This window comes from Janthinobacterium woesei, from assembly GCF_051380875.1.
Taxonomy (GTDB): Bacteria; Pseudomonadota; Gammaproteobacteria; order Burkholderiales; family Burkholderiaceae_D; genus Janthinobacterium.
This window is the reverse complement of the sequence record NZ_JBNYXW010000014.1, coordinates 162,271-185,092: the sequence shown is the minus strand read 5'-3', so window position 1 is coordinate 185,092 and position 22,822 is coordinate 162,271. Positions and strand designations below refer to the sequence as shown.

The following is a 22,822-nucleotide window of genomic DNA, read 5'->3' as shown; positions in this document are numbered from 1 at the left end:
ACGGAGAGCCGGGCGTCAAGACAATCTGGCTTGGGATGAAAGAGGTCTATGTCGCAGCGAAAACAATGGGGAAATTACGCGACCGAGCTAACGCCAAGAATTGTGTATAACGGCGTGGCTTGAGCCGGGTCGTAAGAAGAGCGTATTTCTGCTCTGAAGTATCTGCTAACGCTGCATCGCGAGATGATGGAGTATCGTCATATGGAACAGGTTCGGCGAATTGACGGACTGTTAGATCCCACTTTTTACCGTCAATTAAATTATAGAAGTGCGTTCCTCCGGATGTCTCTGTGATAAGAATTTCACCGCCGAAATAATCTTGCACGACAAGAGAAGTAATGCTGCAATGATTCTGCGCTGGATTTGATTGTGACCAGGCATCAGTTGGACTTGATGTATCTCCAGACCATACCCGCGAAATCGACCTGTATAGTTCGAGTGGAGTCGCAAACGTCTTCGATGCAAAAATCATCTTACTTTCTTGGCTCATTGTAAAAAGTTCCTATAGTTCGTAGTATAAACTGCCATAGTAAAATTGTTAACAAATACCAAATTGCTTGATCTCGCGACTAGCCGTTCTTGGCCGTTAGCGGGCGTCGCCCCCCGCCTACTGCCCCGCTGGTGGCTGCCACAGCTCGACTTTGTTGCCCTCAGGATCGATCACCCAGCCAAACTGGCCGTATTCGGAGTCGGGCGCCTTGTCCAGCACGTTGCAGCCCTCTTCGCGCAGCACTTGCAGCAAGGCATCGAGGTCGTCGACGCGGTAGTTGATCATGAAGGAGGCTTTGCCGGGGGCGAATTGCTCGTTGTCATTCGCCGCGACGGACCAGATGGTGGTGCCTGCCGTGGGCTTGCCCTCGGCGTCGGTCCAGGTGAAGGCGGCGCCGCCCCACGGTTGCACGTCGAGGCCCAGGTGGCGCTGGTACCAGGCGCGCAACGCGGCCGGGTCTTGCGCCTGGAAGAAGATGCCGCCGATGCCAGTCACTCGTTTCATTTGACGCCTCCGCTACGGGACAGTGCCCGTGTTGTTTGTAAAAAGTAACTTTACTTTAACACCGAGGACCTGGCGTGGCAAACCGGCATGACGCCGATCATCTCAGGCAATGCACTTGAGCAACTAGTCAAAAACGTTATCAAGATGTATAGTTGGTTGCTGACGCGCGGCCATGCGGCGGCGTGCGGAACCTGGAGACTTTCATGCTGCAAATTGCCGCCCCCCTGATACTGCTGGTGTGTATGGTCCAGACAGCCTATGCCCAAGATAATCGGAGCGACACCAGGGCGCTGCCGGAAGCCGGCTTGTGCAAGCCGGTCTGCGTCTCGGCGCGCCAGGATTGCCGGGCGCACGTGACGCAAGCCACCGAAAATGATACCAGCCCGGTCTTGTCGATGAAACAGAGCAGCAACCCCTATGTTGCGGCGAGCAGGGAAACGGGGGCCCAGTCGCAGCAACTGCGCCCGACGGAAGCCCAGGCTTTCCGCGCCCGGCGCGCCGAGCGCTTGCAGGCCTGTGACGTGCAGTATCGCAGCTGCACGCGCGCCTGCGGCTGAACTATTTTCAGCCGACGCGCTTGCCCAGGATGATCAGATCGCGTTCCACGCCATCGAGGTTCGCCACTTTCGGCAGATTCGCCCACGTCTCGAAGCCGAATTTCTTGAACAGGCCCAGGCTGGGGGCGTTGTGGCCGAAGATGAAGCCCAGCACCGTGTGCACGCCCACCGAGGGCGCGTGGGCGATGGCCTCGGTCAGGCCGTAGGCACCGATGCCCTTGCCGCGCGCGGCTGGCGCGATGTAGACGGACAGTTCCGCCGTGCCCGAATAGGCGGGTCGGCCATAAAAGTTCGAGTACGACAACCAGCCCAAGGGCATGGGCGCGACGGAATCGTCGTCGGCCGCCTCGATGATCCACAGGGGACGACGCTCGGGATTATGCTCGTGGAACCAGGCCAGGCGCGACTCGACCGTCACGGGCTCCGTATCGGCCGTCACTTCGCGCGAGGCGATGGTGGTGTTGTAGATGGCGACGATGGCGGGCAGGTCGGCAAGCGTGGCAATGCGGTGGCGGTAGCTCATGTTATGGATGAAGTAGTAGACGTAAATATATGATTTTATTCGCAGCTTGACGCATAATCGAGCAGCATGTCTTCCAGGAACAGCTTGGGCGACAAGGGATGTTCGGCGATGGCGCGGCGTTCATTGGCTGCCTTGATGGCGGCCATCAGGCGGCTCACGTTGATGCGCGCGGCCAATGCTTCCAGCTCGCGCCGGTGGCGCGGATAGTAGCGGATGGTGCCCGAGAGCTTGATTGAAAACAGGTCGTACAGCCAGCGCTGCAGGGACGCCACCAGCGGCGCCAGCGGGGCTTTCTGCAATTTGTCCGCCGCCTTCAGGGCCGCTTCCACGCCGGGGTTGGCCAGCACTTGCAGCAATTGTTCTGTTTCCTCGCGGCCACCCGACTCGGACTGGGCCAGGGCCGCCAGCGGCGCGCCGCCCTGCTCGCGCAGCCAGCTGTCGGCGTCGTTCAAGCCTTGCGCCTTGAGCCAGGTCAAAGCCTGCTCGTGGCTGGGCATGGGCAGGGCGAACTTGCGGCAGCGCGACAAAATCGTCGGCAGCAAGCGGTCGAGGCTATTCGAGGCCAGCAGGAACAACGTGCCCGGCGGCGGCTCTTCCAGCGTTTTCAGCAAGGCGTTCGAAGCGGGCGTGTTGAGCGCCTCGGCCGGGTACAGCACCACCACGCGCAAGCCTTGCCGGTGCGTGGAAATGTTCATGAAGTCGGCCAGGTTGCGGATCTGCTCGATCTTGATGTCTTTCGACGGCGTCTTGGTCTTGGCGCTTTTCTTCGCGCCTTCGCCTTCATCGCCGTCGTCCGCTACCTCGTCTTCCAGCGCTTCCGGCCGCACGCGGCGGTAATCGGGATGGTTGCCCTGGCTAAACCAGCCGCACGAGGCGCAGGCGCCGCAGGCATGGCCGTCGGCGCGCACGTCTTCACACAGCAGCGCTTGCGCGAATTGCTCGATGAAGCTGGCCTTGCCGATGCCTTGCGCGCCATGGAACAAGATGGCGTGCGGCATGCGCGGGCGCAAGGCCTGCAATTGCAGCCACGCGTCTTGCTGCCACGGATAGAGAGGACTATTCATTTTATTCTTTGTAAATCAGCGTGTTGCGGCGCTTTGTTCAAGCAAAGTATCAAGAATTTGCGCCAGCTGCACCTGAATGTCAGCGATGCTTTGCGTGGAATCGATGATGCGGAAGCGTTCAGGGAACTGGGCCGCACGGCGCAGGTACTCGTTACGCGTGGCGGCAAAGAAATCGGCTTGCTCCTGCTCGAACTTGTCCAGCGAACGCGTGGCGTCCAGGCGGGCCCTGGCCACGGCCAGCGGCACGTCGAACAGGAAAGTGATGTCTGGCTGCAAGTGCGGATGCACCCACGCTTCCAGCGCTTCCATCTTGCGCAAGTCCAGGCCCCGTCCGCCGCCCTGGTAGGCGAAGCTGGCATCCGTGAAGCGGTCGGAAATGACCCACTCGCCCCGCTCAAGCGCGGGAGCGATGACTTGCGCGATGTGTTCGCGGCGGCTGGCAAACATCAGCAAGGCTTCCGTTTCCAGGTGCATCTTTTCATGCAGCAGCAGTTCGCGCAGCTTTTCGCCCAGGCTGGTGCCACCCGGTTCGCGCGACGAGACGAGGGCCACGCCGCGCTGCTGCAGATAATCGCCGACAAAGCCGATATGCGTCGACTTGCCCGCGCCATCGATGCCTTCGAAGGTGATGAAACGAGGTAAATATTGTTGTGTCATGAAACTTCTTATTCTGGTGATGATCTTACCGCTGATACTGGTTCACGGCGCGGTTATGGTCGGGCAAATTGGACGAGAACTGGCTGGTGCCATCGCCGCGCGCGACAAAATACAGCGCTTGCGTGCGGGCCGGTGCCAGCGCCGCCGTCAGCGATTGCGCGCCCGGCAAGGCGATCGGCGTAGGCGGCAAGCCGCCGCGCGTGTAGGTATTGTACGGCGTGTCCGCTTCCAGGTCGCGTTTGCGGATCTTGCCCTGGTAACTGTCGCCCATGCCGTAGATCACGGTCGGGTCCGTCTGCAGCAGCATGCCCGTCTTCATGCGGTTGACGAACACGCCGGCGATCATGGCACGCTCGGACTTTTGCCCTGTTTCCTTTTCCACGATGGAGGCCATGATCAGCGCCTCGTAGGGGTTTTTATACGGCAAGGCCGGGTCGCGCTTGAACCACGCCTCGGACAATCGCCCGATCAGTGCCGTATGCGCCTGCTTGAAAATCTGCATTTCGCTGGCGCCCTTGGCGAACAGATACGTGTCCGGGAAGAACAAGCCTTCCGGCAGCATGTATTCGGGGCTGATCTTCGCCATCAGCTCCTTATCGGAGATGCCTACCGTATCGTGCTTGAGGCCGGGATGGTTGGCCATTGCCAGGCGCATCTGCTTGAAGGTCCAGCCTTCGATGATGGTCAGGGACTCTTGCGCGAACTCGCCGCGTGCCAGCTGCGTGATGAGGCGCTGCGGCGTGGTGCCCGGCTTCAATTCGTAGGAACCGGCCTTGATCTTCGAGGTCTTGCCTTCGATGCGCGCCAGTATATTGAACAGGATGGGCACGATGGGCACGCCCGCGTCCGCGATCTGCTGGCCGGCCGCATGCGCGCCACTACCCGGCGCAATCGTAAACGGGATCGCCTCGCCGTCCGTCGTGATGGGCTGCTGCGCCCAGTACACAAACGTACCACCGGCGCCGATAGCCACGATGACTGAACTGACTATAAGTTTTTTAAAAAAAGCCATTGTTCCGATTCTTGTGATGCGGGCATTGGTTGGCAACGCCCGCTTGTTATGATCATTCATTACTGAATGAAGCCCGTGCAAAGTTGCGCTGATGCTGCAATTCTTGGCGCTGCCGACGCGATCTGCGCGACATCACTATAATGAACCCGTAATGATAATGCTTAATCGCTGATCTAATGGAAATTATGAATAACTGGAATCAATTTTTAACTGCGCAAGGCGCCCGCCCCATTCCTCCGGAAGGCGTGCCTGACAGCACCGTCCCCGCCGCCGTCACTCCCATCGCCGATTTTGGCCAGTCCCTGACCCTCGCCCAGCTGCAAGAAGGCTTTGTCGCGGCCATCACGGACCAAGGCTTGATCGGCGTCAACGGCGACGATGCAGCCAGTTTCCTGCACGGCCAGTTGACCAACGATGTCGAGCACCTGGGCCAGGAGCAAGTGCGCCTGGCCGGCTACTGCACGCCGAAGGGCCGCTTGCTTGCCAGTTTTTTGATGTGGCGCAACGCCACCACCATTTATCTGCAATTGCCGCGCAGCATACAGCCAGCCATCCAGAAGCGCTTGCAGATGTTCGTGCTGCGCGCCAAGGCCAAGCTGCACGATGCGTTTGCCGACGAAGCCAACCAGGTCGTGCTGGGCCTGGGCGGGCGGCAAGCCAACGCGGCCCTGTCCGCTTGGTTCCCCACCCTGCCCGCCACGCCGTTCAGCAAAGTCGAGCATGCGCTGGGCACCTTGCTGCGCGTGGCCGATGCATTCGGCGCGCCTCGCTATGAATGGCTGACTTCCGCCGCCACTGCGCGCGACGTGTGGCCACAACTGGTGGAAAGTCTGGCGAAAGGCGGCAACGATGCTTGGCGCCTGTCAGAAATCCATGCGGGCATTCCGCAAATCAATGCCGCCACGCAAGAGCAATTCGTGCCGCAAATGGTCAATTTCGAGCTGCTGGGCGGCGTCAATTTCAAGAAAGGCTGCTATCCGGGCCAGGAAATCGTCGCGCGCAGCCAGTATTTAGGCAAGCTCAAGCGCCGCACCACGCTCGTCAGCATCGCTGATCAATCTGCTGTTGCCGGTGGCGAACTGTTCGCCGTCAACGACCCGGACCAGCCCTGCGGCATGGTCGTCAACGCCGCACCCAACGGTGCTGGCGGCATTGACGCCCTCGTCGAGCTGAAGTTGGGGGCGATCGAACAAGGTTCAAGCGACGCCGGCGCCGTATGCTACGGCTCGGCCCAGGGTGCTAGCGTGCATTTCCTGTCCATGCCCTATGTGCTCGACGCACTCGACCTGTGAGAACGCCATGAAAGATCTGTATATTTATTATCAGGTAAAAGAAGAGCACGCCCAGGCGCTGGAAGCGCGTGTGCGCGCCATGCAAGGCAAGTTGGCAGCCGCCTCCGGCGTGGCGCCGCAGCTCAAGCGCCGTCCGGAAGCGAAGGATGGCTTGCAGACGTGGATGGAAATCTACCCGGTCGTGGGCGAAGGTTTTGCCGAGTTGCTGGCCAGCGCCGCCGATGAAGCCGGTTTACTGGCCTTGACGGCAGGCGCGCGCCATACGGAAGCGTTCATGGATTTGCCTCCATGTGCCTGATCGTTTTTGCCTGGAAAGTCAATCCGCACATCCCGCTGATTGCCGCCGCCAACCGCGACGAATTCTATGAACGCGCCAGCGCTCCCGCCGGCGCCTGGCCCGAGCACCCGCAAGTGTATGCGGGGCGCGACCTGCAGGCGGGCGGCAGCTGGATGGGCATCACCCAGGCCGGCAGCGGCAGTTCGCGCTTTGCCGCCATCACGAATATCCGCAGCCCGCAAGACTGCCACCCGGACGCCCCCTCGCGCGGCGCCCTAGTGGCCGACTACCTGGCCGGCACGATGTCACCGCAGGACTACATCGCGCAAATCCGCCCCGGCAGCGGCGCCTACAACGGTTTTAACCTGGTGCTGGGCGATGCCGATACCCTGATCTGGTTTTCCAACCGCGGCGATGGCGATGCGCGCAATGGCCAGCCTTTGGCGTCCGGCATTTACGGGCTGTCAAACGCCCTGCTCGACGCGCCATGGCCAAAGGTCTTGAAAACCAAAGCCCAGTTCGCCAGCCTGCTGTGCCAGGGCGCCCCGGACGACGCGTATTTCGACATGCTGGCCGACACCACCCGCGCACCGGACTTCCGCCTGCCCGACACGGGCGTGCCACTCGACGTTGAGCGCATGCTCTCGGCCGTCTGCATCGAAACGCCGGGCTACGGCACGCGCACCTCCACCGTGGTGAAACTGTTCCCCGACTCCCCCGGCCAATTGCACGAGCTGGTAATCCAGTAGTTTCCAGCGGGGCCGGCAACGCCTGGCGCCGCTTCATTGCCCCCGCAACTCCCATCACTGTCTCACCAGAATGCGCGCGCGCAAAAAAAGAAAGCGCTTGCGCAAGCGCTTTCTTTTGTTTACGATAGATTCAAACGCGGCAACAAAGCCGTGCATCAAACACATAAAAATAAAAAATACCATCAGGAGACGCCATGGCCACCATGGAAGATGTAGCGCGGGCGGCGGACGTATCGTTGTCGACCGTCTCGCACGTAGTCAACGGCACCCGCAAGGTCAGCCCGAAAACCGTCGCCGCCGTCAACACGGCCATGCAGCAGATAGGCTATGTGCCCAATATGCTGGCACGCGCACTGGCAGGCTCTTCGTCAGGCACCATCGGCGTGGCCATTTCCGCCTTCACTAATCATTACTTCAGCGAAACCGTGCGCGCTATCGAAGCTGCCTGCACGCGCCACGGCTTGATGATGCTGTTTTCCGATACGCATGACGATCCCGACCAGGAATTGAAGGTGGTGCAGAATTTGCACCAGCGCCGTGTCGATGGCATCGTGCTGGCGCCATCGGGCGATCCCCGCAACCGCGCACTCGACTACTTGACCAACAACAAGATCGCCTCCGTGCTGGTCGACCGCATGTCGCCGCAAGCGTTTGACCAGGTAGGTGTGGAAAACATGGAAGCGACGGCCGCACTGGTCAGCCACTTGATCACGGCCCACGGCCACCGCCGCATCGGCTTCATCAGCGGCGCGCCGGGCCTGTCGACTACGGACGAACGCGTCGCCGGCTACCGCCTGGCCTTGCAGCGCGCCAACATTACTTTTGATGCCGACCTGCTGCGCTCGGGCGACTCGAACCTGGAACGCAGCGGCGCGGCCACGCGCGAACTGCTGGCCTTAGCTCCCGGACAGCGCCCAACGGCCATCGTTGCCGGGAATAACCTGATGACGATAGGCACCATGCACGCCTTGCGCGATGCCCTCATTGCGGTACCGCAAGACGTGGCCCTGGCCGGTTTCGATGATTTCGACTGGGCCGATTACTTCAGCCCCCGCCTGACCGTGATGGCGCAGCCGCTCGAAGAGCTGGGCGCCATGGCCGTCGATTTGTTGATCGAACGCATCGCCAACCCTGGCCGCGCCCAGCATGTACAGCGTTTGTCGCCAGTCTTGCGCGTGCGCAACTCCTGCGGTTGCCCCTGAACTTTCAGCTCTCTAGCTTACATATATAAACACCATGCATCCAGCCATTTCCCTCGGCATCGACCTGGGCACTTCCGAACTGAAAACCGTGTTGATGGACCGCCACGGCACGGTGCGCGGCCAGGCATCCGTGCGCATCGCCACCAGCTGCCCGCAAGCGGGCTGGTCCGAACAGGCGCCGCACGACTGGTGGGCCGCCTGCATCCAGGCGCTGGCACAGCTGCGCGCCAGTTGGCCGCAGGAGTTTGAGCAGATCGCCTGCATCGGCCTGTCGGGCCAGATGCATGGCAGCGTGCTGCTCGATAGCGATGATGCCGTCATCCGTCCCGCCATCCTGTGGAACGATGCGCGCGCCGATGCCGAGGCGGCAGCACTGGCCATTGACTTCCCCGCGTATGCCGAGGTAACGGGTAGCCTGCCGATGGCGGGCCTGACGGCGCCGAAACTGCTGTGGCTGCAACAGCATGAGCCGGCCGCCTTTGCCGCCATCGCCTGCGTGCTGTCGCCCAAGGATTATCTGCGATTGCGCTTGACGGGGATCAAGCTGACCGACATATCCGACGCGGCCGGCACCCTGTGGCTGGACATTGCCAGCCGCGCCTGGTTCCCGCCGATGCTGGCCGCCTGCGGTTTGCGCCTTGAGCACATGCCGCCGCTGGCCGAAGGCGATGCGGCCACGGGCACGGTGCTCGCCAGTGTCGCCGACAAACTGGGTTTGCCAGCGAACGTGGTGGTGGCCGGTGGCGGCGGCGACAATCCCGTCTCGGCCGTGGGCATCGGCGCCGTGAATGGCGGCGACAGCTTCATTTCACTGGGCACCAGCGCCGCCATCGTCTCTGTCACCGAGTCGCCCATGGGCAACCCGGCCGGCGGCGTGCACAGCTTTTGCCACGCCCTGCCCGGGCGCTGGTACGCGATGGGTGCGATTTTGTCTGGCGCCAGCTGCTTGCGCTGGGCCACGGGCGTGCTGGGCTTGCCCGATGAGGCAGCCCTGCTGCAAGTGGTGGAAGCGGGCTTGCCACTGGACGCTGCCATCGCCCCATCGGCGCCCTTGTTCCTGCCGTATCTGTCGGGCGAACGCACGCCGCATAACGATCCGCAAGTGCGCGGCGCCTTCTTGCAACTGGGCCACGACAGCAATACGGCGCAGCTCGGTTACGCCGTGCTCGAAGGCGTGGCCTTTGCCTTGCGCGACGCCATGGCCGCCGTCACCTCGACCGGTGCAGTGGTGCCCCACTGCATGCTGGTGGGCGGCGGCGCGCGCAGCCAGTACTGGGCGCAATTGCTGGCCAATGTGCTGGGGCGCGAAATGCGCACCTTGCACAACAGCGAACTGTCGGCCAGCCTGGGCGCGGCCAAGCTGGGCTTTGCCGCCATCGGCGACACCCGCCTGCTGGCGACCGGTTTGCCCGTGAAAAACACCTTTTTCCCCGATGCCGCGCAAAGCGCAGCCTTGAGTATCCGCTACGGTCGATACCGTAGCCTGTTTCCTGCCGTGCAGGCCTTGCACCAACTGAGCGAAGGATAAGTAGCAATGCAACATCAACTGCAACAATTGAAGCAATACAGCACCGTGGTCGCCGACACGGGCGACTTTTTGCAACTGGCGCGCTTCGCGCCGCAAGACGCCACCACCAATCCGTCGCTGATCCTGAAAGCCGTGCTGCAGCCCGATTACGCGCCCTTGCTGGAAAGCACGGTCGCCGCCCACAAGAATGCGTCGCTGGAGGATATCGTCGACCAGGTACTGGTGCGTTTCGGCCTGGAAATCCTGAAAGTCGTGCCGGGCCGCGTGTCGACCGAAGTCGATGCCCGTCTGAGCTTTGACCGCGCCGCCACCGTGACCCGGGCGCGCCGTTTGATCGCCCTGTACGAACAAGCCGGCATTGGCCGCGAGCGCGTGCTGATCAAGATCGCCGCCACCTGGGAAGGCATCCAGGCGGCCCGTGAGCTGGAAAAAGATGGCATTTTTTGCAATCTGACCCTGCTGTTCGCGTTTTGCCAGGCCGTCGCCTGCGCCGAAGCGAAAGTGCGCCTGATTTCGCCGTTTGTGGGCCGCATCTACGACTGGCACAAGAAATCCCTGGGCGCGGCATGGGACGAAACGGCGCGCAGCCTGTCCAACGATCCAGGCGTGCAATCGGTCACGCGCATTTTTAATTACTACAAGCAACATGGCATCGCCACGCAAGTCATGGGCGCCAGTTTCCGCAACGTGGGCCAGATTACGGCCCTGTCCGGCTGCGACTTGCTGACCATCAGCCCCGACTTGCTGGCGAAACTCGAAGCATCGGATGCGCCATTCGAGCGCGCCCTGGGCGTGGACCTTGGCGCGGCGCAGCCAGCCATCACGTATGACGAAGACGAAGCGGCTTTCCGCTACGCGCTGAACGATGACGCCATGGCCACCGAAAAGCTGGCCGAAGGCATACGCGGCTTTGCCGTCGATGCGGGCAAGCTGGACGCCATGATCGCAAGCTTGAAAAATAAATAAGTTTTAGCCGTAGATTCACCCGTCGCACCACTGCTTGTCACAATAAAAACCTTTTGGAGATATTCATGAAAAAAGTCATTACCGCCACCCTGCTGCTGTCCGCCGCCTGCGGCGCCTTTGCTGCCGACAAACCATTGAAAACGATTGGCGTGAGCGTGGGCGACCTGGCCAACCCCTTCTTCGTGGCCATCGGCCGCGGCGCCGAAGAAAGCGCCAAGAAGCTGGGCGGCCCCGGCGTGAAAGTCACCACAGTATCGAGCAAGTACGACTTGAACACCCAAGTGGACCAGATTGAAAACTTCATTGCCAACAAGACCGACATCATCATCCTGAACGCCGTCGATTCCAAGGGCATCGCGCCGGCCATCAAGAAGGCGCGCAATGCGGGCGTGGTCGTGATCGCCGTTGACGTGGGCGCCGTGGGCGCATCGGCCACCGTGATGTCCGACAACACCATGGCCGGCGACGTGTCGTGCGCCTACCTGGCCAAGCAGATCGGCGGCAAGGGCAATGTGGTCATCCTGAACGGCCCGCCGGTCACTTCCGTCATCGACCGCGTCAACGGCTGCAAGAAAACCCTGGCTGCGTTCAAGGATATCAAGATCCTGTCGGACAACCAGAACGCGGGCGGCAGCCGCGACGGCGGCATGACCGTGATGTCGAACCTGCTGACGGCCTATCCGAAGATCGACGCCGTGTTCGCCATCAATGATCCGACCGGCATCGGCGCCGAACTGGCGATCAAGCAAGCCAAGCGTACCGACGTGAAACTGATCACGGCCGTCGATGGCGCGCCCGATGGCCAGAATGCCCTGAAAAACAAGGCAGGCCTGTTTGCCGCCACCTCGGCGCAAAATCCTTACCGCATGGCCACCGACGCGGTGCAAATGGGCTACGACATCATGAACGGCCGTACGCCGAAACAGACCATGGTGCTGCTGCCGACCCCGGCCATTACCAAGGAAAACGTCGCCACCTATACGGGCTGGGTAAAGAACTGATCTGGCTGACCTGAACCACGTGTTGCCCGCCCCGGCCCCGGCCCAAGGGCGGGCGGCAGCTTCACAGCAAGGATATAGCATGAGCGACGATATTATTTTTGAAATGCGCGGCATCGAGAAGCGCTTTGGCGCCACGCGCGCGCTGCGCGGCGTGCACCTGACGGTGCGCAGCGGCGAAATCCATGCCGTGATGGGCGAAAACGGCGCCGGCAAGAGCACCCTGATGAAAATCCTCTCGGGCGTGTACACGCCGGACGCGGGCGAGATCATCCTGGACGGCAAGCCGATCAAGATCCGCAACCCGGGCGAGGCGCGCGCGCTGGGCATCAACCTGATTTACCAGGAATTGAGCGTGGCCAAGAACATGACGGTGGCGCAGAACGTCTTCATGGGCAGCGAGCCGAAAGGCCCGTTCTGGACCGTCAAGGGTGGCGAAATGCGCGCGCGCACGAATGCCATCCTGGCCGACCTCGGTTCGCGCTTTGATGCCGACACCATGGTGTCGACCCTCTCGATTGCCGAGCAGCAGCAGGTGGAAATCGCCCGCGCCCTGGTGCACGAGAGCCGCATCCTGATCATGGACGAGCCCACGGCGGCCCTGTCTGACCGGGAAACAGAACAATTGTTCCGCATCATCGAAGAGCAGCGCGACAAAGGTCTTGCCGTGCTGTACATCAGCCACCGCATGGCCGAAGTGGAGCGCCTGGCGCGCCGCATCACGGTGCTGCGCGACGGCGCCTATGTGGGCGAGCTGGGCAAGGATGAGCTGGATCAAAAGAAAGTCGTGCAAATGATGGTGGGCCGCCCCGCCGACGACTTTTATTCGCACAAGCGGCGTACCTCGCGGGGCGCCGAGCGTTTGCGCGTGGAAAACGTCGGCGGCGGCAAGGTCAAGCCCGCCTCGTTTTCCCTGCATGCGGGCGAAGTGACCGGTCTTGCCGGACTGGTTGGCGCGGGCCGCACGGAACTGGCGCGCCTGATCTTTGGCGCCGACAAGAAACAAACGGGACAAGTGTGGCTCGATGGCCAGCAAGTGCACATCAGGCAGCCGCTGGCAGCCATACGCCACGGCATCGGCTATTTGCCGGAAGACCGCAAGAGCCTGGGCCTGTTCATGCAATTGTCGGCCATGGAAAACATGTCGATGAATATCCTCTCGCAGCACGCCACGGCAGGCGTGGTCAACCGTGGCGCCCTGACGCGCCTCACGCGAGAAGCCATCGCCAACCTGAACGTCAAGGTATCAGGCCCGGAAGGCATCGTGGGCGGCTTGTCTGGCGGCAACCAGCAGAAAGTCTTGCTGGCGCGCTGGCTGGCCATCGCACCGAAAGTGCTGATCCTCGACGAACCGACGCGCGGCGTGGACGTGGGCGCGAAGAGTGAAATCTACAAGATCATCCACCAGCTGGCGGACGCGGGCACGGCCGTGCTGTGCATTTCCAGCGAACTGGCCGAGCTGGTCGGCATCTGCGACCGCGTGATGGTGATGTGCGAAGGACGCCTGACGGGCGAAGTGACGGGCGACGACATCACGCAGGAAAACATCCTCGCCTACGCCACGCAGCAAGAAGCGGCATAAGAATACGCATTAAAATAATACTTCAGGAGATTTCATCATGACAACTAGCACCACCAGCGGCGCCGCGCGCGCCAGCGAACCTTTCAATGCCTCGAACCTGATGCGCCGCCTGGGCATGCTGCCCGTGCTGGTGGTGCTTTACCTGGCCATGTATGGTCTGACCGTGTATTTCTCGGCCGACGGCACCTCGACATTCATGACCAGCAACAACACCATGAATATCTTCCGCCAGGTGTCGATCAACATCGTCTTGGCTTCCGGCATGACCTACGTCATCCTCACCAGCGGCATCGACCTGTCCGTGGGGTCTGTTTTGGCCGTCTCGGCCGTGGCGGGCATGCTGATGTCGCTGTCGGCGCAGTTCGCCGGCTTCTCGATTCCCACCTTTTTGATCGTGGGATTGCTGCTGGGCGCGCTGAACGGCGTGCTGGTGGCCCTGGTTGGCCTCAACCCCTTCGTGGTCACCCTGGGCACAATGACGGCACTGCGCGGCGCTGCCTATCTGTTCGCTGACGGCACCAGCGTGCTGAACACGGAAATCCCAAGCTTCGAATGGATGGGCAATGGTAGCTTCCTGGCCATCCCATGGCTGATCTGGCTGGCGGCGGCCGTGGTCGTGCTGACCTGGTTCATCCTGCGCAAGACCACCCTGGGCCTGCATATCTACGCTGTCGGCGGCAATATCCAAGCGGCGCGTTTGACCGGCATCAAGGTCGGCCTCGTATTGATGTTTGTCTACACCATCAGCGGCCTGTTCGCCGGCTTGGGCGGCGCCATGTCGGCCAGCCGTTTGTATGCGGCCAACGGCAACTGGGGCACGGGCTATGAGCTCGATGCGATTGCGGCCGTGGTACTGGGCGGCACCAGCCTGATGGGCGGCGTCGGTTCCGTCTGGGGCACCGTCATTGGCGCGCTGATCATCGGCGTGATGAACAATGGCTTGACGATCCTGGGGCTGTCGTCGTTCTGGCAGTATGTGGCGAAAGGCGTCGTGATCGTGTTGGCGGTGATCCTGGATAAATGGCGCCAAAGCCACGCGCAGAACTAAGAGTATGTCGCACGGTGTCCAGGTTCCTGGACACCGTGCAGGGCACTCCCCACCTGTATTAATCAGGCAAATTGCAGGCGCATCTCCACATGCGCGATGCCTGCCTCTTCAAACTGCTCCCCCAGCTGCACGAAACCGTGGCGCGCATAGAATGGCGCGGCCACGGTTTGCGCGTTCAGGACCACCGCCAAGTCGCCCCGTTCACGCGCTTTTTCCATCAGCAGCTGCAAGATGGCGCCACCCACGCCCGTGCCACGGCCAGGCAGGCGCACGGCCATGCGGCCAATATGGCCATCAGGCAATAAACGGCCCGTGCCGATGGCATTGCCCGCGCCGTCATAGGCGACTGCGTGCAGGCAGGCGGCATCCATGGCGTCGAGTTCGATCTCGGCGGGAACCTTTTGTTCATCGACAAAGACTTCAAAACGGATGGCGGTGGCGTCGGGACCGAGGGTGGCCCAGTCGCCGAGGCGGATGGTGTGATTGGTCATGGCATAGGCAAGAAAGAGACAGGCCGGTATTGTCGCACGGCCTGCCTCTTCAGAAGGAGAATCAGCCCAGCCGCTTCAAGTCAACTTCACCAGCTGCTTGCCGAAATTGCGCCCTTTTAACAGGCCGATGAAGGCGTCCGGTGCGCTGGCCAGGCCGTCGGCCACGGATTCGCGAAATTTCAGCTTGCCCGTCGCCAGCAGGGTGCCCAGCTCTGTCAAGCCTTGCGGCCAGAATTCCGGCTGTTCCGAGACGATGAAGCCTTGCACGCTCAGCCGGTTGGTGAGGATGAAGCGCGCATTGTCGATCGGCGTCGGCTCGCCGTTGTAGCCGGCGATCCAGCCGCACAGGGCGATGCGGCCAAAGGCGTTGGTGCGCGCCAGGGCCGCATCAAAGATAGCGCCGCCCACGTTTTCAAAGATGGCGTCGATGCCGTCCGGCGTGGCTGCCGCCAGGCCGGCCACCAGTTTGCCCGCCTTGTAGTCGACGCAGGCGTCAAAACCCAGTTCCTTGACGACATACGCGCATTTTTCCGCACCGCCGGCGATGCCGACCACCCGGCAGCCCTTCAATTTCGCCAACTGCCCCACGACGCTGCCCACGGCGCCGCTGGCGGCCGACACCACCACCGTTTCGCCCGCTTTCGGCCGCATGATCTGGTTCAAGCCATACCAGGCTGTCATGCCGGGCATGCCCACGGCGCCCAAGTAGGCCGACGCGGCAATATGCGTGGTATCGACCTTGCGCAGCATGCTGCCATCCGAGACGGCCACTTCGCTCCAGCCCAGGGTGCCGACGACGGTATCGCCGACGGCAAACTTCGGATGCTTCGATTCGAGCACCACGCCCACCGTGCCGCCTATCATGGTCTCGTTCAGCGCTTGCGGCGCCGCATAGCTCTTGCCCTCGCTCATGCGCCCGCGCATGTACGGGTCGAGCGACAGATACTGGTTGCGCACCAGCAACTGGCCATCGCTGATGGCGGGAATGTCGACAGTTTCCAGACGGAAATTATCCGCCTGCACTTCGCCCGTGGGACGCGAGGCGAGGACGATGCGTTGGGAGGTGGACATGGTGCTCCTTGTCTGTTGAAGTTAAATCTCGTAATCCATGCACTGTCTGGCTTCGCGCACGGCGCCAAAGAAGGGCTTGATCTTCACGTGCTCGGGGTGGTTCTGATAGGCATCGAGCACTTCGCGGCTGGCAAATTCGCTGTACAGCACGACGTCGTAGCTCGCTTCCAGGCCGGGCTGGGCCACGGCTGCCTCGAACTTCAAGATGCCGGGCACCAGGTCCGAGCAGGAATCGAGCAAGGCCTTGAGTTTCAATGCATTCGTGGCGCGGTCGGCGCCTTCGGCGTGGTCCAAAAGTTTCCAGAAAACGATGTGCTTGATCATGGCTGCAATGAAAGGTAAGGGAGCCGATACTGTAACCGCTATCGGCCCTCCTTGCAGCACGCTAGATGACTTCGAACAAGCCTGCCGCGCCTTGGCCGCCGCCGATGCACATGGTCACGACCACGTATTTGACGCCACGGCGCTTGCCTTCGATGAGGGCGTGGCCCGTCAGACGGGCGCCCGAGACCCCGTACGGGTGGCCGACGGCAATCGCGCCGCCGTTCACGTTCAGGCGCTCCATGGGAATGCCCAGGGTGTCGGCGCAGTACAGCACTTGCACGGCGAACGCTTCATTGAGTTCCCACAAGCCGATGTCGGCGACCGTCAAACCCGCCTTTTTCAGCAGTTTCGGGATGGCGAAGACGGGGCCGATGCCCATTTCATCGGGCTCGCAGCCGGCCACGGCAAAACCACGGAAGATGCCCAGCGGCTGCAAGCCTTTCGCTTCAGCCACTTTCGCGTTCATGACGATGGCCATCGAGGCGCCATCGGAAAACTGGCTGGCATTGCCGGCGCTGATAACGCCGCCTGGCATGGCCGAACGGATCTTCGCCACGGCGTCATAGGCGGTATCAAAGCGGATGCCTTCATCGGCGGCGATCGTCACTTCACGCGAGACCAGCATGCCGCTGGCCTTGTCGGCCACGCCCATGGTAGTGGTCATCGGCACGATTTCCGCCTCGAACAGGCCGGCTGCCTGGGCGCTTGCTGCGCGCTGCTGGCTTTGCGCGCCGTAGGCGTCCTGGCGTTCGCGCGAAATCTGGTAGCGCTTGGCCACCGTTTCGGCCGTCTGCAGCATGGGCCAGTACAGTTCCGGTTTATTCTGCTGCAGCCATACTTCGCGCAGCATATGCGTGTTCATCTCGTTTTGCACGCAGGAAATCGATTCCACGCCGCCTGCCGCATAGATATCGCCTTCACCGGCGATGATGCGCTGCGCCGCCAGGGCGATGGCCTGCAGGCCGGACGAGCAAAAACGGTTGATGGTCATGCCGGCCGTGGTGACGGGGCAGCCACCGCGCAAGGCGATCTGGCGGGCGATGTTGCTGCCGTCCGCGCCTTCGGGAAAAGCGCAGCCGGCCAGCACGTCTTCCACCTCGCCCGGCTCGATGCGGGCGCGCTCGATGGCGGCCGCCAGCACATGGCCGCCCATGGTGGCGCCATGCGTCATGTTGAACGCGCCCTTCCAGGACTTGGCCAGGCCCGTGCGGGCGGTCGATACGATGACGGCTTCATTCATGCTGTGTCTCCTGTGGAATCATGGGGTGAATTAGGTGAAGAACTGCGTGGAATCAGAATAGCACATTTAAGTACGGTCGTTCGCAAAATTACTCGCCACCTGAATCATGCACAAAAGCCGCGCATTGTAAGCTTGGCGTAAGTTTCAAGCAAGCATGACGTAAGGTTCGGAGAACACACTCGCCTCCAGTTGTTGCAAGAATGGCCTTAAAGACTACGGCAACAGTTCACTATAAATATAGGGAGACAAACCATGGCAACACCATCCGGCTCGGCCGACGTACGGAAAATTTCTACCAAAGGAACGCCGATTACGCCCGAAGAGCGCAAGGTCATCTTTGCGTCATCGCTAGGCACCGTCTTTGAATGGTACGATTTTTACCTGTACGGTTCGCTCGCTTCCATCATCGCCAAGCAATTCTTCATCGGCGACCCCACCACCACTTTCATTTTCGCGCTGCTGGCGTTTGCTGCCGGTTTCATCGTGCGTCCATTCGGCGCGCTGGTCTTCGGCCGCTTGGGCGACATGATCGGGCGCAAGTACACCTTCCTGATCACCATCATCATCATGGGCGGCTCCACCTTCATCGTCGGCCTGCTGCCGGGCCATGCCTCGATCGGCATTGCCGCGCCGATCATCCTCGTCATCCTGCGCATCCTGCAAGGCCTGGCGCTGGGCGGCGAGTACGGCGGCGCAGCCACCTATGTGGCCGAGCATGCGCCTGAAGGCAAGCGCGGCGCATTCACGGCGTGGATACAAACCACGGCCACGCTGGGCTTTTTCCTGTCGCTGATGGTCATCCTGGGCACCCGCCTGGCAACTGGCGAAGCGGCCTTCGAAGCGTGGGGCTGGCGCGTGCCGTTCCTGCTGTCGGTGGTGCTGCTGGGTATTTCCGTCTGGATCCGCATGGCCATGAGTGAATCGCCGGCGTTTGCCAAGATGAAAGCCGAAGGCAAGACCTCGAAAGCGCCGCTGACGGAAGCGTTCGGCAAGTGGAAAAACCTGAAGATCGTCATCCTGGCCCTGATCGGCCTGACAGCCGGCCAGGCAGTCGTCTGGTACACGGGCCAGTTCTACGCCCTGTTCTTCATGATCCAGACCCTGAAAGTGGACCTGGCAACGGCCAACGTGCTCGTTGCCATCGCCCTGTTGCTGGCGACGCCTTTCTTCCTGTTCTTCGGCAGCCTGTCCGACCGCATCGGCCGCAAGTACATCATCCTCGGTGGCTGCCTGATCGCCGCCCTGACCTACTTCCCGATCTTCAACGGCCTGACCCACTTCGCCAATCCGCAACTGGAAGCGGCGCTGAAGAACTCGCCAGTGGTCGTGGTGGCCGATCCCGCCTCCTGCCACTTCCAGTTCAACTTGACCGGTACGAAAAAGTTCCCTTCGTCGTGCGACATTGCTACCAGCTTCCTGTCGAACAGCTCGGTGAACTACACGAAGGAAGATGCACCGGCAGGCAGCGTGGCCAAGGTCCGCATCGGTGCGAAGGAATTCACCTCGTTTAACGCCGTCATGACGGCCGACGGCTTGAACTTCGATGCCGAAAGCAAGGCCCACGAAACGGCGTTCAAGAAAGAAATCGGCGCCGGCGTCAAGGAAGCGGGCTACCCTGCGAAAGCTGATCCAGAGCAAATCAACAAGCCAATGGTCGTCTTGCTGCTGTTCATCCTGGTGCTGTACGTGACCATGGTGTACGGCCCGATCGCCGCCATGCTGGTGGAAATGTTCCCGACCCGCATACGCTACACCTCGATGTCGCTGCCTTACCATATTGGTAACGGCTGGTTTGGCGGCTTGCTGCCGACTACGGCCTTCGCGCTGGTAGCCTTCAAAGGCGACATCTACTATGGCCTGTGGTACCCGATCATCGTTGCGCTGGCCACTGTCGTGATCGGCACACTGTTTGTCAAGGAAACCAAGGACAACAATATCTACGCTGACGATTGATGTAGCGCAACCCCCGGCCACCGCGCCGGGGCCTGCAAAGCAAAACGCCGCTGACTTGTGTCAGCGGCGTTTTTTTTCATGCGGTGGTGAAACGATGGCGGTGGCTCTACTTTTCGCTGACGCCCTTTTTCAGCTTGTCGCGCTGCTGCACATACTCCTGGTAGCTGGTCTGGTTGCGCTTGCGGCAGGCATTACGGTCGTCGAAGTTATTGAGGCTATCGCAATACTCGCCGATCTTGTCCCGGTTCGCGTCATACAGTACCTCGCAGCCGGTAATGGCCAACAAGAAGGGAACGATCAGATATTTCATTGCATTTCTCATGTATAGGGATAGATTGCGCGAAAAAAACACCAGATTGCCCGCTGGATAAGCGAGCGGCTTATCTTAACGCGATCCCGGCGCGAAGTACAAGCGCTCGGTATTACTGAATAGAAAGAATTGAGGGGGAACGGGCCGCAACGGCGTCCGCTGCGTCCATGTCGCCGTTCAACATGGGATGTTGCTGCGCAAACGCCGCCAGGTGCTCGAGCAGCACGCGCACGCGCGCCGGCAGGTGGCGCCGCTGCGTCCATACGGCATACACGTGGCGCGGCAGCGGCATCCAGTCGGGCAGCACGCGCACCAGGCTGCCTCGGGCTACTTCGTCGCGGCATTGCAGCAACGGACACAGCAAGATGCCGATGCCGGCGTCCGCCATCTCCACGGCCAGGCGCATTTCATTGACGCGCAGGCGCGCCTGCGGCGCGATCACCATCTCGGCGCCATCGCCAGGCCGGCGCAAACGCCAGCTGCGCAGCGGTTCGGCCACGATCAGCTCGTGCCGTTCGAGTTCCTGCAAGTCCTGCGGCACGCCGGCGCGCGCCAAATAACCCGGCGCGGCCACCATCACCAGCGCGGCGCTGCCCAGGCGGCGCTGCATCAGCGAGGAATCGTCGAGCGCGCCCACGCGGATGGCCAGGTCGGCGCCGCTGCCCACCAGGTCTTGCAGCAGGTTCGACAGTTCCAGCTCCAGGCGGATGTCCGGATACTGCTGCATGAAGCTGACCCAGGCGGGCGTCAGCAAGCCGCTGGCAAAGTTGACGGGCGCCAGCACGCGGATGGTGCCCGACACGGCCGACAGGCTGGCGTCGAGCTGCTGCGTGGCTTGCCGCAAGGCATGCACGAGCGGCCGGCACTGCTCATAGTATTGCCAGCCTTCGGCCGTCGGCTGCAAGCGGCGCGCACTGCGGTTCAGCAAGCGGTAGCCCAGCTGGCTTTCCAGCTTTTGCAGCCGGCGCGTGACGGTGGCGGCCGGCAAGTCTTCCTTGACGGCGGCCGCGTGCAGGCTGCCCGCCTCCACGATGGCGACAAACAGGGCTAAGTCATCAAGCATGAGTCGTCGAACATGATTTCATTTATGGAATTTGAAATTAAAAATATGCCTCTAGTATAGGTTGTTGCAAGTCGTTACGCTGTCATCTTTCCAACGTATTTGAAAGCCCCCATGTCCGATGCCCTGCGCCTGCGTTTCGTGTTTGCCGTACTGATGTCGCTGGTGATGACCTTGCTGATGAGCGCCTGGGTCACCTGGCTCAATATCGGCGGGCAAACGGACTTCCTGCCGCGCTGGCGCCATGCCTTCCTTGCCGCCTGGCCCGTGGCGTTCTGCGCCGTGATGCTGTTCGCGCCGCGCGTGCAGTCGCTCAGCCGTGGCATCGTGGCCGCGCGCATGTCCAGACGCGCACGCCCGGCATCTGCCTGCCCCGTCTGTGCGCCCGATGCGCAGGCTGGCACGCCAGCATCGGCTGCAAGCTGTTCATGCGCCAGCTGACAGCCGCAGGCTGGCCTTAACCAGCAGTTTGCCGCACACAGTTTCACTCGGTCACTCCAGCGCCTGGAACACCCACAGCCGCCCCGATCCGGGCTATGCTATGGCCGTTCTTGTTCACAGTGGAGTGTCCATGCTCGATCACGTCTCGCTTACCGTTGCCGACCTGGCACGCGCCGAGCGCTTCTACGACGCCATCTTCGCCGCGCTGGGCGTGCCCAAGGTGGGCAGCGACCATGCCAACGCGTGGATCGGTTATGGCCAACGCAGCGATGCGCAGCACTCTGCACTGAGCTATTTTTCCGTGCGCCTGGGGCCGGCGCCGGACGATGCGCCGCGCCGCCACTGTTGCTTCAAGGCAGCATCGCGCACGGCCGTGGACGCCTTCTGGCAAGCGGGACTGGCCAATGGCGGCCTCGACCTGGGCGCGCCCGGCCTGCGCCACTATCACGCCAGCTATTACGCGGCCTTCCTGTTCGATCCTGACGGCAACCGCATCGAAGCTGTCTGCCACACGGTCCATGGCGCATAACTGAACTGGCATTGCCCCGTTTAATAACGTTTCCACTTCAACACGATATGCCTATAATGGGGCAAGCCCCCATGAATCAGCATCCATAAGGACCTCCATGCAGTCTTTCATCGCAGCGCGCCCCGCGCAGGCCATCGCCCTCGGCACTATCGGCATCTTGCTGTCCGCTTGTGCCTCATCCGGCGGCAAGCTGGGCACCACCGCCAGTGCCGCCCTGCCAGAGGCGCACATCGCCTACACCCTGACGGGCCATGGCAAGCTGCCCGTGGTATTCCAGTCGGGCCTGGGCGACGGCAAGGAGGTGTGGGCCGGCGTGCTGCCCGAAGTAGCCAAACAGCACACGGTGCTGGCGTATGACCGCCCCGGCTATGGCGCCAGTCCGAAAACGGCCGCCCCGCGCGACCCGTGCACGGTGGCTGACCAGCAGCATCAATTGCTGGCGCAGACGGGCTTGAAACCGCCGTACGTGCTGGTGGGCCACTCGCTGGGTGGCCTGTACCAATATGTGTATGCGAAGCTGTATCCGCAAGACGTGGCTGGCCTGGTCTTGCTCGATCCCACGCATCCCGATTACTGGCGCCGCATGCAGGCCGACGCACCGGCTTCGGCCATGGCCCAGAAAGCCATGCGCAAGATGATGTTTACGTCCACGGCGACGGCGGAGTTCGATGCCCAGGCGCAATGCCTGCAACGCATCGACCTGCAAAAGCCGTTGCGCGTGCCCACCATGCTACTGGTGCGCGGCAAGTTCGGCATCGACGAGATGGGCGCGTTTGAAAGCGTGGTGCGGGCGCAGGAAATCGACTGGCTGCGCCTGTCCGGCGCGCCCGTGGTCGAGCGCATCGCCGGTGCCGGCCACTACATACAGAAAGACAACCCCGTCATCGTCAACGAGGCGATCAAGATGGTGGCCAGGCAGAAATAGAAAAAAGGGCAGATTTCTCTGCCCCTTTT

General features: G+C 61.7%; 26 protein-coding genes. 14 read left to right on the top strand and 12 right to left on the bottom strand.

The genetic code is table 11. The features are described 5' to 3' along the window. Positions 1-46 precede the first annotated feature (46 nt). Both ACQ4W6_RS17855 and ACQ4W6_RS17850 read right to left on the bottom strand, forming a co-directional pair. Positions 47-472: a YunG family protein gene (locus ACQ4W6_RS17855; protein ID WP_436568517.1), complete on the bottom strand. Its 426-nt coding sequence runs from the start codon at positions 470-472 to the stop codon at positions 47-49. 135 nt (positions 473-607) lie between these two features. Continuing rightward, positions 608-994: a VOC family protein gene (locus ACQ4W6_RS17850; RefSeq protein WP_436568513.1), complete on the bottom strand. Its 387-nt coding sequence runs from the start codon at positions 992-994 to the stop codon at positions 608-610. Positions 995-1,197: 203 nt separating this feature from the next. On the opposite strand from ACQ4W6_RS17850, the gene ACQ4W6_RS17845 reads away from it, so the two are divergent. Beyond that, positions 1,198-1,551 carry a hypothetical protein gene (locus ACQ4W6_RS17845; protein WP_436568512.1) on the top strand — a complete coding sequence of 118 codons (354 nt, stop codon included), beginning with the start codon at positions 1,198-1,200 and terminating at the stop codon, positions 1,549-1,551. A gap of 7 nt (positions 1,552-1,558) precedes the next feature. On the opposite strand, the gene ACQ4W6_RS17840 is transcribed toward ACQ4W6_RS17845, so the two are convergent. The 4 genes from ACQ4W6_RS17840 to mltG are packed head-to-tail and all read right to left on the bottom strand — an operon-like array spanning position 1,559 to position 4,807. Continuing rightward, positions 1,559-2,074: a GNAT family N-acetyltransferase gene (locus tag ACQ4W6_RS17840; protein WP_436568511.1), complete on the bottom strand. Its 516-nt coding sequence runs from the start codon at positions 2,072-2,074 to the stop codon at positions 1,559-1,561. Between the two features lie 35 nt (positions 2,075-2,109). Further along, positions 2,110-3,138 (bottom strand): DNA polymerase III subunit delta', encoded by a 1,029-nt coding sequence (locus ACQ4W6_RS17835; RefSeq protein ID WP_436568510.1) that lies wholly within the window; start codon positions 3,136-3,138, stop codon positions 2,110-2,112. 15 nt (positions 3,139-3,153) lie between these two features. Beyond that, positions 3,154-3,795, bottom strand: a complete 642-nt coding sequence (tmk, locus tag ACQ4W6_RS17830; protein WP_436568509.1) for a dTMP kinase — start codon at positions 3,793-3,795, stop codon at positions 3,154-3,156. A gap of 25 nt (positions 3,796-3,820) precedes the next feature. Continuing rightward, on the bottom strand, positions 3,821-4,807 hold the full coding sequence (gene mltG / locus ACQ4W6_RS17825) for an endolytic transglycosylase MltG (protein ID WP_436568508.1): 987 nt from the start codon (positions 4,805-4,807) through the stop codon (positions 3,821-3,823). A 176-nt stretch (positions 4,808-4,983) separates the two neighbouring features. Between mltG and ygfZ the strand changes: the two genes are divergently transcribed. The 9 genes from ygfZ to ACQ4W6_RS17780 all read left to right on the top strand — a co-directional run bounded on the left by ygfZ (position 4,984) and on the right by ACQ4W6_RS17780 (position 14,449). Further along, complete coding sequence (ygfZ, locus tag ACQ4W6_RS17820; protein WP_436568507.1) at positions 4,984-6,099, top strand: CAF17-like 4Fe-4S cluster assembly/insertion protein YgfZ; 1,116 nt, start codon at positions 4,984-4,986, stop codon at positions 6,097-6,099. Positions 6,100-6,106: 7 nt separating this feature from the next. Beyond that, the gene (locus tag ACQ4W6_RS17815) at positions 6,107-6,397 is read left to right on the top strand and encodes a DUF4936 family protein (protein ID WP_436568506.1); all 291 of its coding nucleotides are present in this window, start codon (positions 6,107-6,109) and stop codon (positions 6,395-6,397) included. Then, positions 6,388-7,125 carry an NRDE family protein gene (locus ACQ4W6_RS17810; protein ID WP_436568505.1) on the top strand — a complete coding sequence of 246 codons (738 nt, stop codon included), beginning with the start codon at positions 6,388-6,390 and terminating at the stop codon, positions 7,123-7,125. Before ACQ4W6_RS17815 ends, ACQ4W6_RS17810 begins: the two co-directional genes overlap by 10 nt. Before the next feature lie 194 nt (positions 7,126-7,319). After that, entirely contained in the window at positions 7,320-8,327 is a 1,008-nt protein-coding gene (locus ACQ4W6_RS17805; protein ID WP_436568504.1) for a LacI family DNA-binding transcriptional regulator, read from the top strand. Positions 8,328-8,373: 46 nt separating this feature from the next. Further along, positions 8,374-9,855, top strand: coding sequence for a xylulokinase (gene xylB, locus ACQ4W6_RS17800; protein ID WP_436568516.1), 1,482 nt, complete (start codon positions 8,374-8,376; stop codon positions 9,853-9,855). Between the two features lie 6 nt (positions 9,856-9,861). Beyond that, entirely contained in the window at positions 9,862-10,821 is a 960-nt protein-coding gene (tal, locus tag ACQ4W6_RS17795) for a transaldolase (protein WP_436568503.1), read from the top strand. 65 nt (positions 10,822-10,886) lie between these two features. After that, the gene (locus ACQ4W6_RS17790) at positions 10,887-11,822 is read left to right on the top strand and encodes an ABC transporter substrate-binding protein (RefSeq protein ID WP_436568502.1); all 936 of its coding nucleotides are present in this window, start codon (positions 10,887-10,889) and stop codon (positions 11,820-11,822) included. Positions 11,823-11,901: 79 nt separating this feature from the next. Beyond that, positions 11,902-13,401 carry a sugar ABC transporter ATP-binding protein gene (locus ACQ4W6_RS17785; protein ID WP_436568501.1) on the top strand — a complete coding sequence of 500 codons (1,500 nt, stop codon included), beginning with the start codon at positions 11,902-11,904 and terminating at the stop codon, positions 13,399-13,401. A 37-nt stretch (positions 13,402-13,438) separates the two neighbouring features. Next, positions 13,439-14,449 (top strand): ABC transporter permease subunit, encoded by a 1,011-nt coding sequence (locus tag ACQ4W6_RS17780; protein ID WP_436568500.1) that lies wholly within the window; start codon positions 13,439-13,441, stop codon positions 14,447-14,449. A gap of 62 nt (positions 14,450-14,511) precedes the next feature. Here the strand turns inward: ACQ4W6_RS17780 and ACQ4W6_RS17775 are convergent, their stop codons facing one another. The 4 genes from ACQ4W6_RS17775 to ACQ4W6_RS17760 form a co-directional block, all read right to left on the bottom strand. After that, complete coding sequence (locus tag ACQ4W6_RS17775; RefSeq protein WP_436568499.1) at positions 14,512-14,940, bottom strand: GNAT family N-acetyltransferase; 429 nt, start codon at positions 14,938-14,940, stop codon at positions 14,512-14,514. Positions 14,941-15,015: 75 nt separating this feature from the next. Continuing rightward, positions 15,016-16,011, bottom strand: coding sequence for an NADP-dependent oxidoreductase (locus tag ACQ4W6_RS17770; protein ID WP_436568498.1), 996 nt, complete (start codon positions 16,009-16,011; stop codon positions 15,016-15,018). Between the two features lie 21 nt (positions 16,012-16,032). After that, complete coding sequence (locus ACQ4W6_RS17765) at positions 16,033-16,335, bottom strand: Dabb family protein (protein ID WP_436568497.1); 303 nt, start codon at positions 16,333-16,335, stop codon at positions 16,033-16,035. A 61-nt stretch (positions 16,336-16,396) separates the two neighbouring features. Further along, on the bottom strand, positions 16,397-17,575 hold the full coding sequence (locus tag ACQ4W6_RS17760; protein ID WP_436568496.1) for an acetyl-CoA C-acyltransferase: 1,179 nt from the start codon (positions 17,573-17,575) through the stop codon (positions 16,397-16,399). A 252-nt stretch (positions 17,576-17,827) separates the two neighbouring features. On the opposite strand from ACQ4W6_RS17760, the gene ACQ4W6_RS17755 reads away from it, so the two are divergent. After that, positions 17,828-19,528 carry an MFS transporter gene (locus ACQ4W6_RS17755; protein WP_436568495.1) on the top strand — a complete coding sequence of 567 codons (1,701 nt, stop codon included), beginning with the start codon at positions 17,828-17,830 and terminating at the stop codon, positions 19,526-19,528. 106 nt (positions 19,529-19,634) lie between these two features. Here ACQ4W6_RS17755 and ACQ4W6_RS17750 read toward each other — a convergent pair whose 3' ends face one another. Both ACQ4W6_RS17750 and ACQ4W6_RS17745 read right to left on the bottom strand, forming a co-directional pair. Then, positions 19,635-19,838: a hypothetical protein gene (locus tag ACQ4W6_RS17750; RefSeq protein ID WP_436568494.1), complete on the bottom strand. Its 204-nt coding sequence runs from the start codon at positions 19,836-19,838 to the stop codon at positions 19,635-19,637. Positions 19,839-19,950: 112 nt separating this feature from the next. Further along, a complete protein-coding gene (locus tag ACQ4W6_RS17745; protein WP_436568493.1) occupies positions 19,951-20,901 on the bottom strand; it encodes a LysR family transcriptional regulator in 951 nt (316 codons plus the stop codon). 111 nt (positions 20,902-21,012) lie between these two features. Here ACQ4W6_RS17745 and ACQ4W6_RS17740 point away from each other — a divergent pair, with 111 nt between their 5' ends. From ACQ4W6_RS17740 to ACQ4W6_RS17730, 3 genes are all read left to right on the top strand, one after another. Then, positions 21,013-21,339 (top strand): DUF2798 domain-containing protein, encoded by a 327-nt coding sequence (locus tag ACQ4W6_RS17740; protein WP_436568492.1) that lies wholly within the window; start codon positions 21,013-21,015, stop codon positions 21,337-21,339. Positions 21,340-21,469: 130 nt separating this feature from the next. Further along, positions 21,470-21,868: a VOC family protein gene (locus ACQ4W6_RS17735; RefSeq protein ID WP_436568491.1), complete on the top strand. Its 399-nt coding sequence runs from the start codon at positions 21,470-21,472 to the stop codon at positions 21,866-21,868. Positions 21,869-21,965: 97 nt separating this feature from the next. After that, entirely contained in the window at positions 21,966-22,793 is an 828-nt protein-coding gene (locus ACQ4W6_RS17730) for an alpha/beta fold hydrolase (protein WP_436568490.1), read from the top strand. Positions 22,794-22,822: the final 29 nt, after the last annotated feature.

Coding starts and splice junctions, on each gene's coding strand:
- ACQ4W6_RS17855 (WP_436568517.1), bottom strand. CDS start 472: ATGATTTTTGCATCGAAGACGTTTGCGACTCCACTCGAACTATACAGG.
- ACQ4W6_RS17775 (WP_436568499.1), bottom strand. CDS start 14,940: ATGACCAATCACACCATCCGCCTCGGCGACTGGGCCACCCTCGGTCCC.
- ACQ4W6_RS17815 (WP_436568506.1), top strand. CDS start 6,107: ATGAAAGATCTGTATATTTATTATCAGGTAAAAGAAGAGCACGCCCAG.
- ACQ4W6_RS17765 (WP_436568497.1), bottom strand. CDS start 16,335: ATGATCAAGCACATCGTTTTCTGGAAACTTTTGGACCACGCCGAAGGC.
- tal (WP_436568503.1), top strand. CDS start 9,862: ATGCAACATCAACTGCAACAATTGAAGCAATACAGCACCGTGGTCGCC.
- ACQ4W6_RS17770 (WP_436568498.1), bottom strand. CDS start 16,011: ATGTCCACCTCCCAACGCATCGTCCTCGCCTCGCGTCCCACGGGCGAA.
- ACQ4W6_RS17810 (WP_436568505.1), top strand. CDS start 6,388: ATGTGCCTGATCGTTTTTGCCTGGAAAGTCAATCCGCACATCCCGCTG.
- ACQ4W6_RS17740 (WP_436568492.1), top strand. CDS start 21,013: ATGTCCGATGCCCTGCGCCTGCGTTTCGTGTTTGCCGTACTGATGTCG.
- ACQ4W6_RS17735 (WP_436568491.1), top strand. CDS start 21,470: ATGCTCGATCACGTCTCGCTTACCGTTGCCGACCTGGCACGCGCCGAG.
- ACQ4W6_RS17745 (WP_436568493.1), bottom strand. CDS start 20,901: ATGCTTGATGACTTAGCCCTGTTTGTCGCCATCGTGGAGGCGGGCAGC.
- tmk (WP_436568509.1), bottom strand. CDS start 3,795: ATGACACAACAATATTTACCTCGTTTCATCACCTTCGAAGGCATCGAT.
- ACQ4W6_RS17835 (WP_436568510.1), bottom strand. CDS start 3,138: ATGAATAGTCCTCTCTATCCGTGGCAGCAAGACGCGTGGCTGCAATTG.
- ACQ4W6_RS17750 (WP_436568494.1), bottom strand. CDS start 19,838: ATGAAATATCTGATCGTTCCCTTCTTGTTGGCCATTACCGGCTGCGAG.
- ACQ4W6_RS17845 (WP_436568512.1), top strand. CDS start 1,198: ATGCTGCAAATTGCCGCCCCCCTGATACTGCTGGTGTGTATGGTCCAG.
- ACQ4W6_RS17790 (WP_436568502.1), top strand. CDS start 10,887: ATGAAAAAAGTCATTACCGCCACCCTGCTGCTGTCCGCCGCCTGCGGC.
- ACQ4W6_RS17760 (WP_436568496.1), bottom strand. CDS start 17,575: ATGAATGAAGCCGTCATCGTATCGACCGCCCGCACGGGCCTGGCCAAG.
- mltG (WP_436568508.1), bottom strand. CDS start 4,807: ATGGCTTTTTTTAAAAAACTTATAGTCAGTTCAGTCATCGTGGCTATC.
- ACQ4W6_RS17780 (WP_436568500.1), top strand. CDS start 13,439: ATGACAACTAGCACCACCAGCGGCGCCGCGCGCGCCAGCGAACCTTTC.
- ACQ4W6_RS17840 (WP_436568511.1), bottom strand. CDS start 2,074: ATGAGCTACCGCCACCGCATTGCCACGCTTGCCGACCTGCCCGCCATC.
- ygfZ (WP_436568507.1), top strand. CDS start 4,984: ATGGAAATTATGAATAACTGGAATCAATTTTTAACTGCGCAAGGCGCC.
- ACQ4W6_RS17785 (WP_436568501.1), top strand. CDS start 11,902: ATGAGCGACGATATTATTTTTGAAATGCGCGGCATCGAGAAGCGCTTT.
- ACQ4W6_RS17805 (WP_436568504.1), top strand. CDS start 7,320: ATGGCCACCATGGAAGATGTAGCGCGGGCGGCGGACGTATCGTTGTCG.
- ACQ4W6_RS17755 (WP_436568495.1), top strand. CDS start 17,828: ATGGCAACACCATCCGGCTCGGCCGACGTACGGAAAATTTCTACCAAA.
- ACQ4W6_RS17850 (WP_436568513.1), bottom strand. CDS start 994: ATGAAACGAGTGACTGGCATCGGCGGCATCTTCTTCCAGGCGCAAGAC.
- ACQ4W6_RS17730 (WP_436568490.1), top strand. CDS start 21,966: ATGCAGTCTTTCATCGCAGCGCGCCCCGCGCAGGCCATCGCCCTCGGC.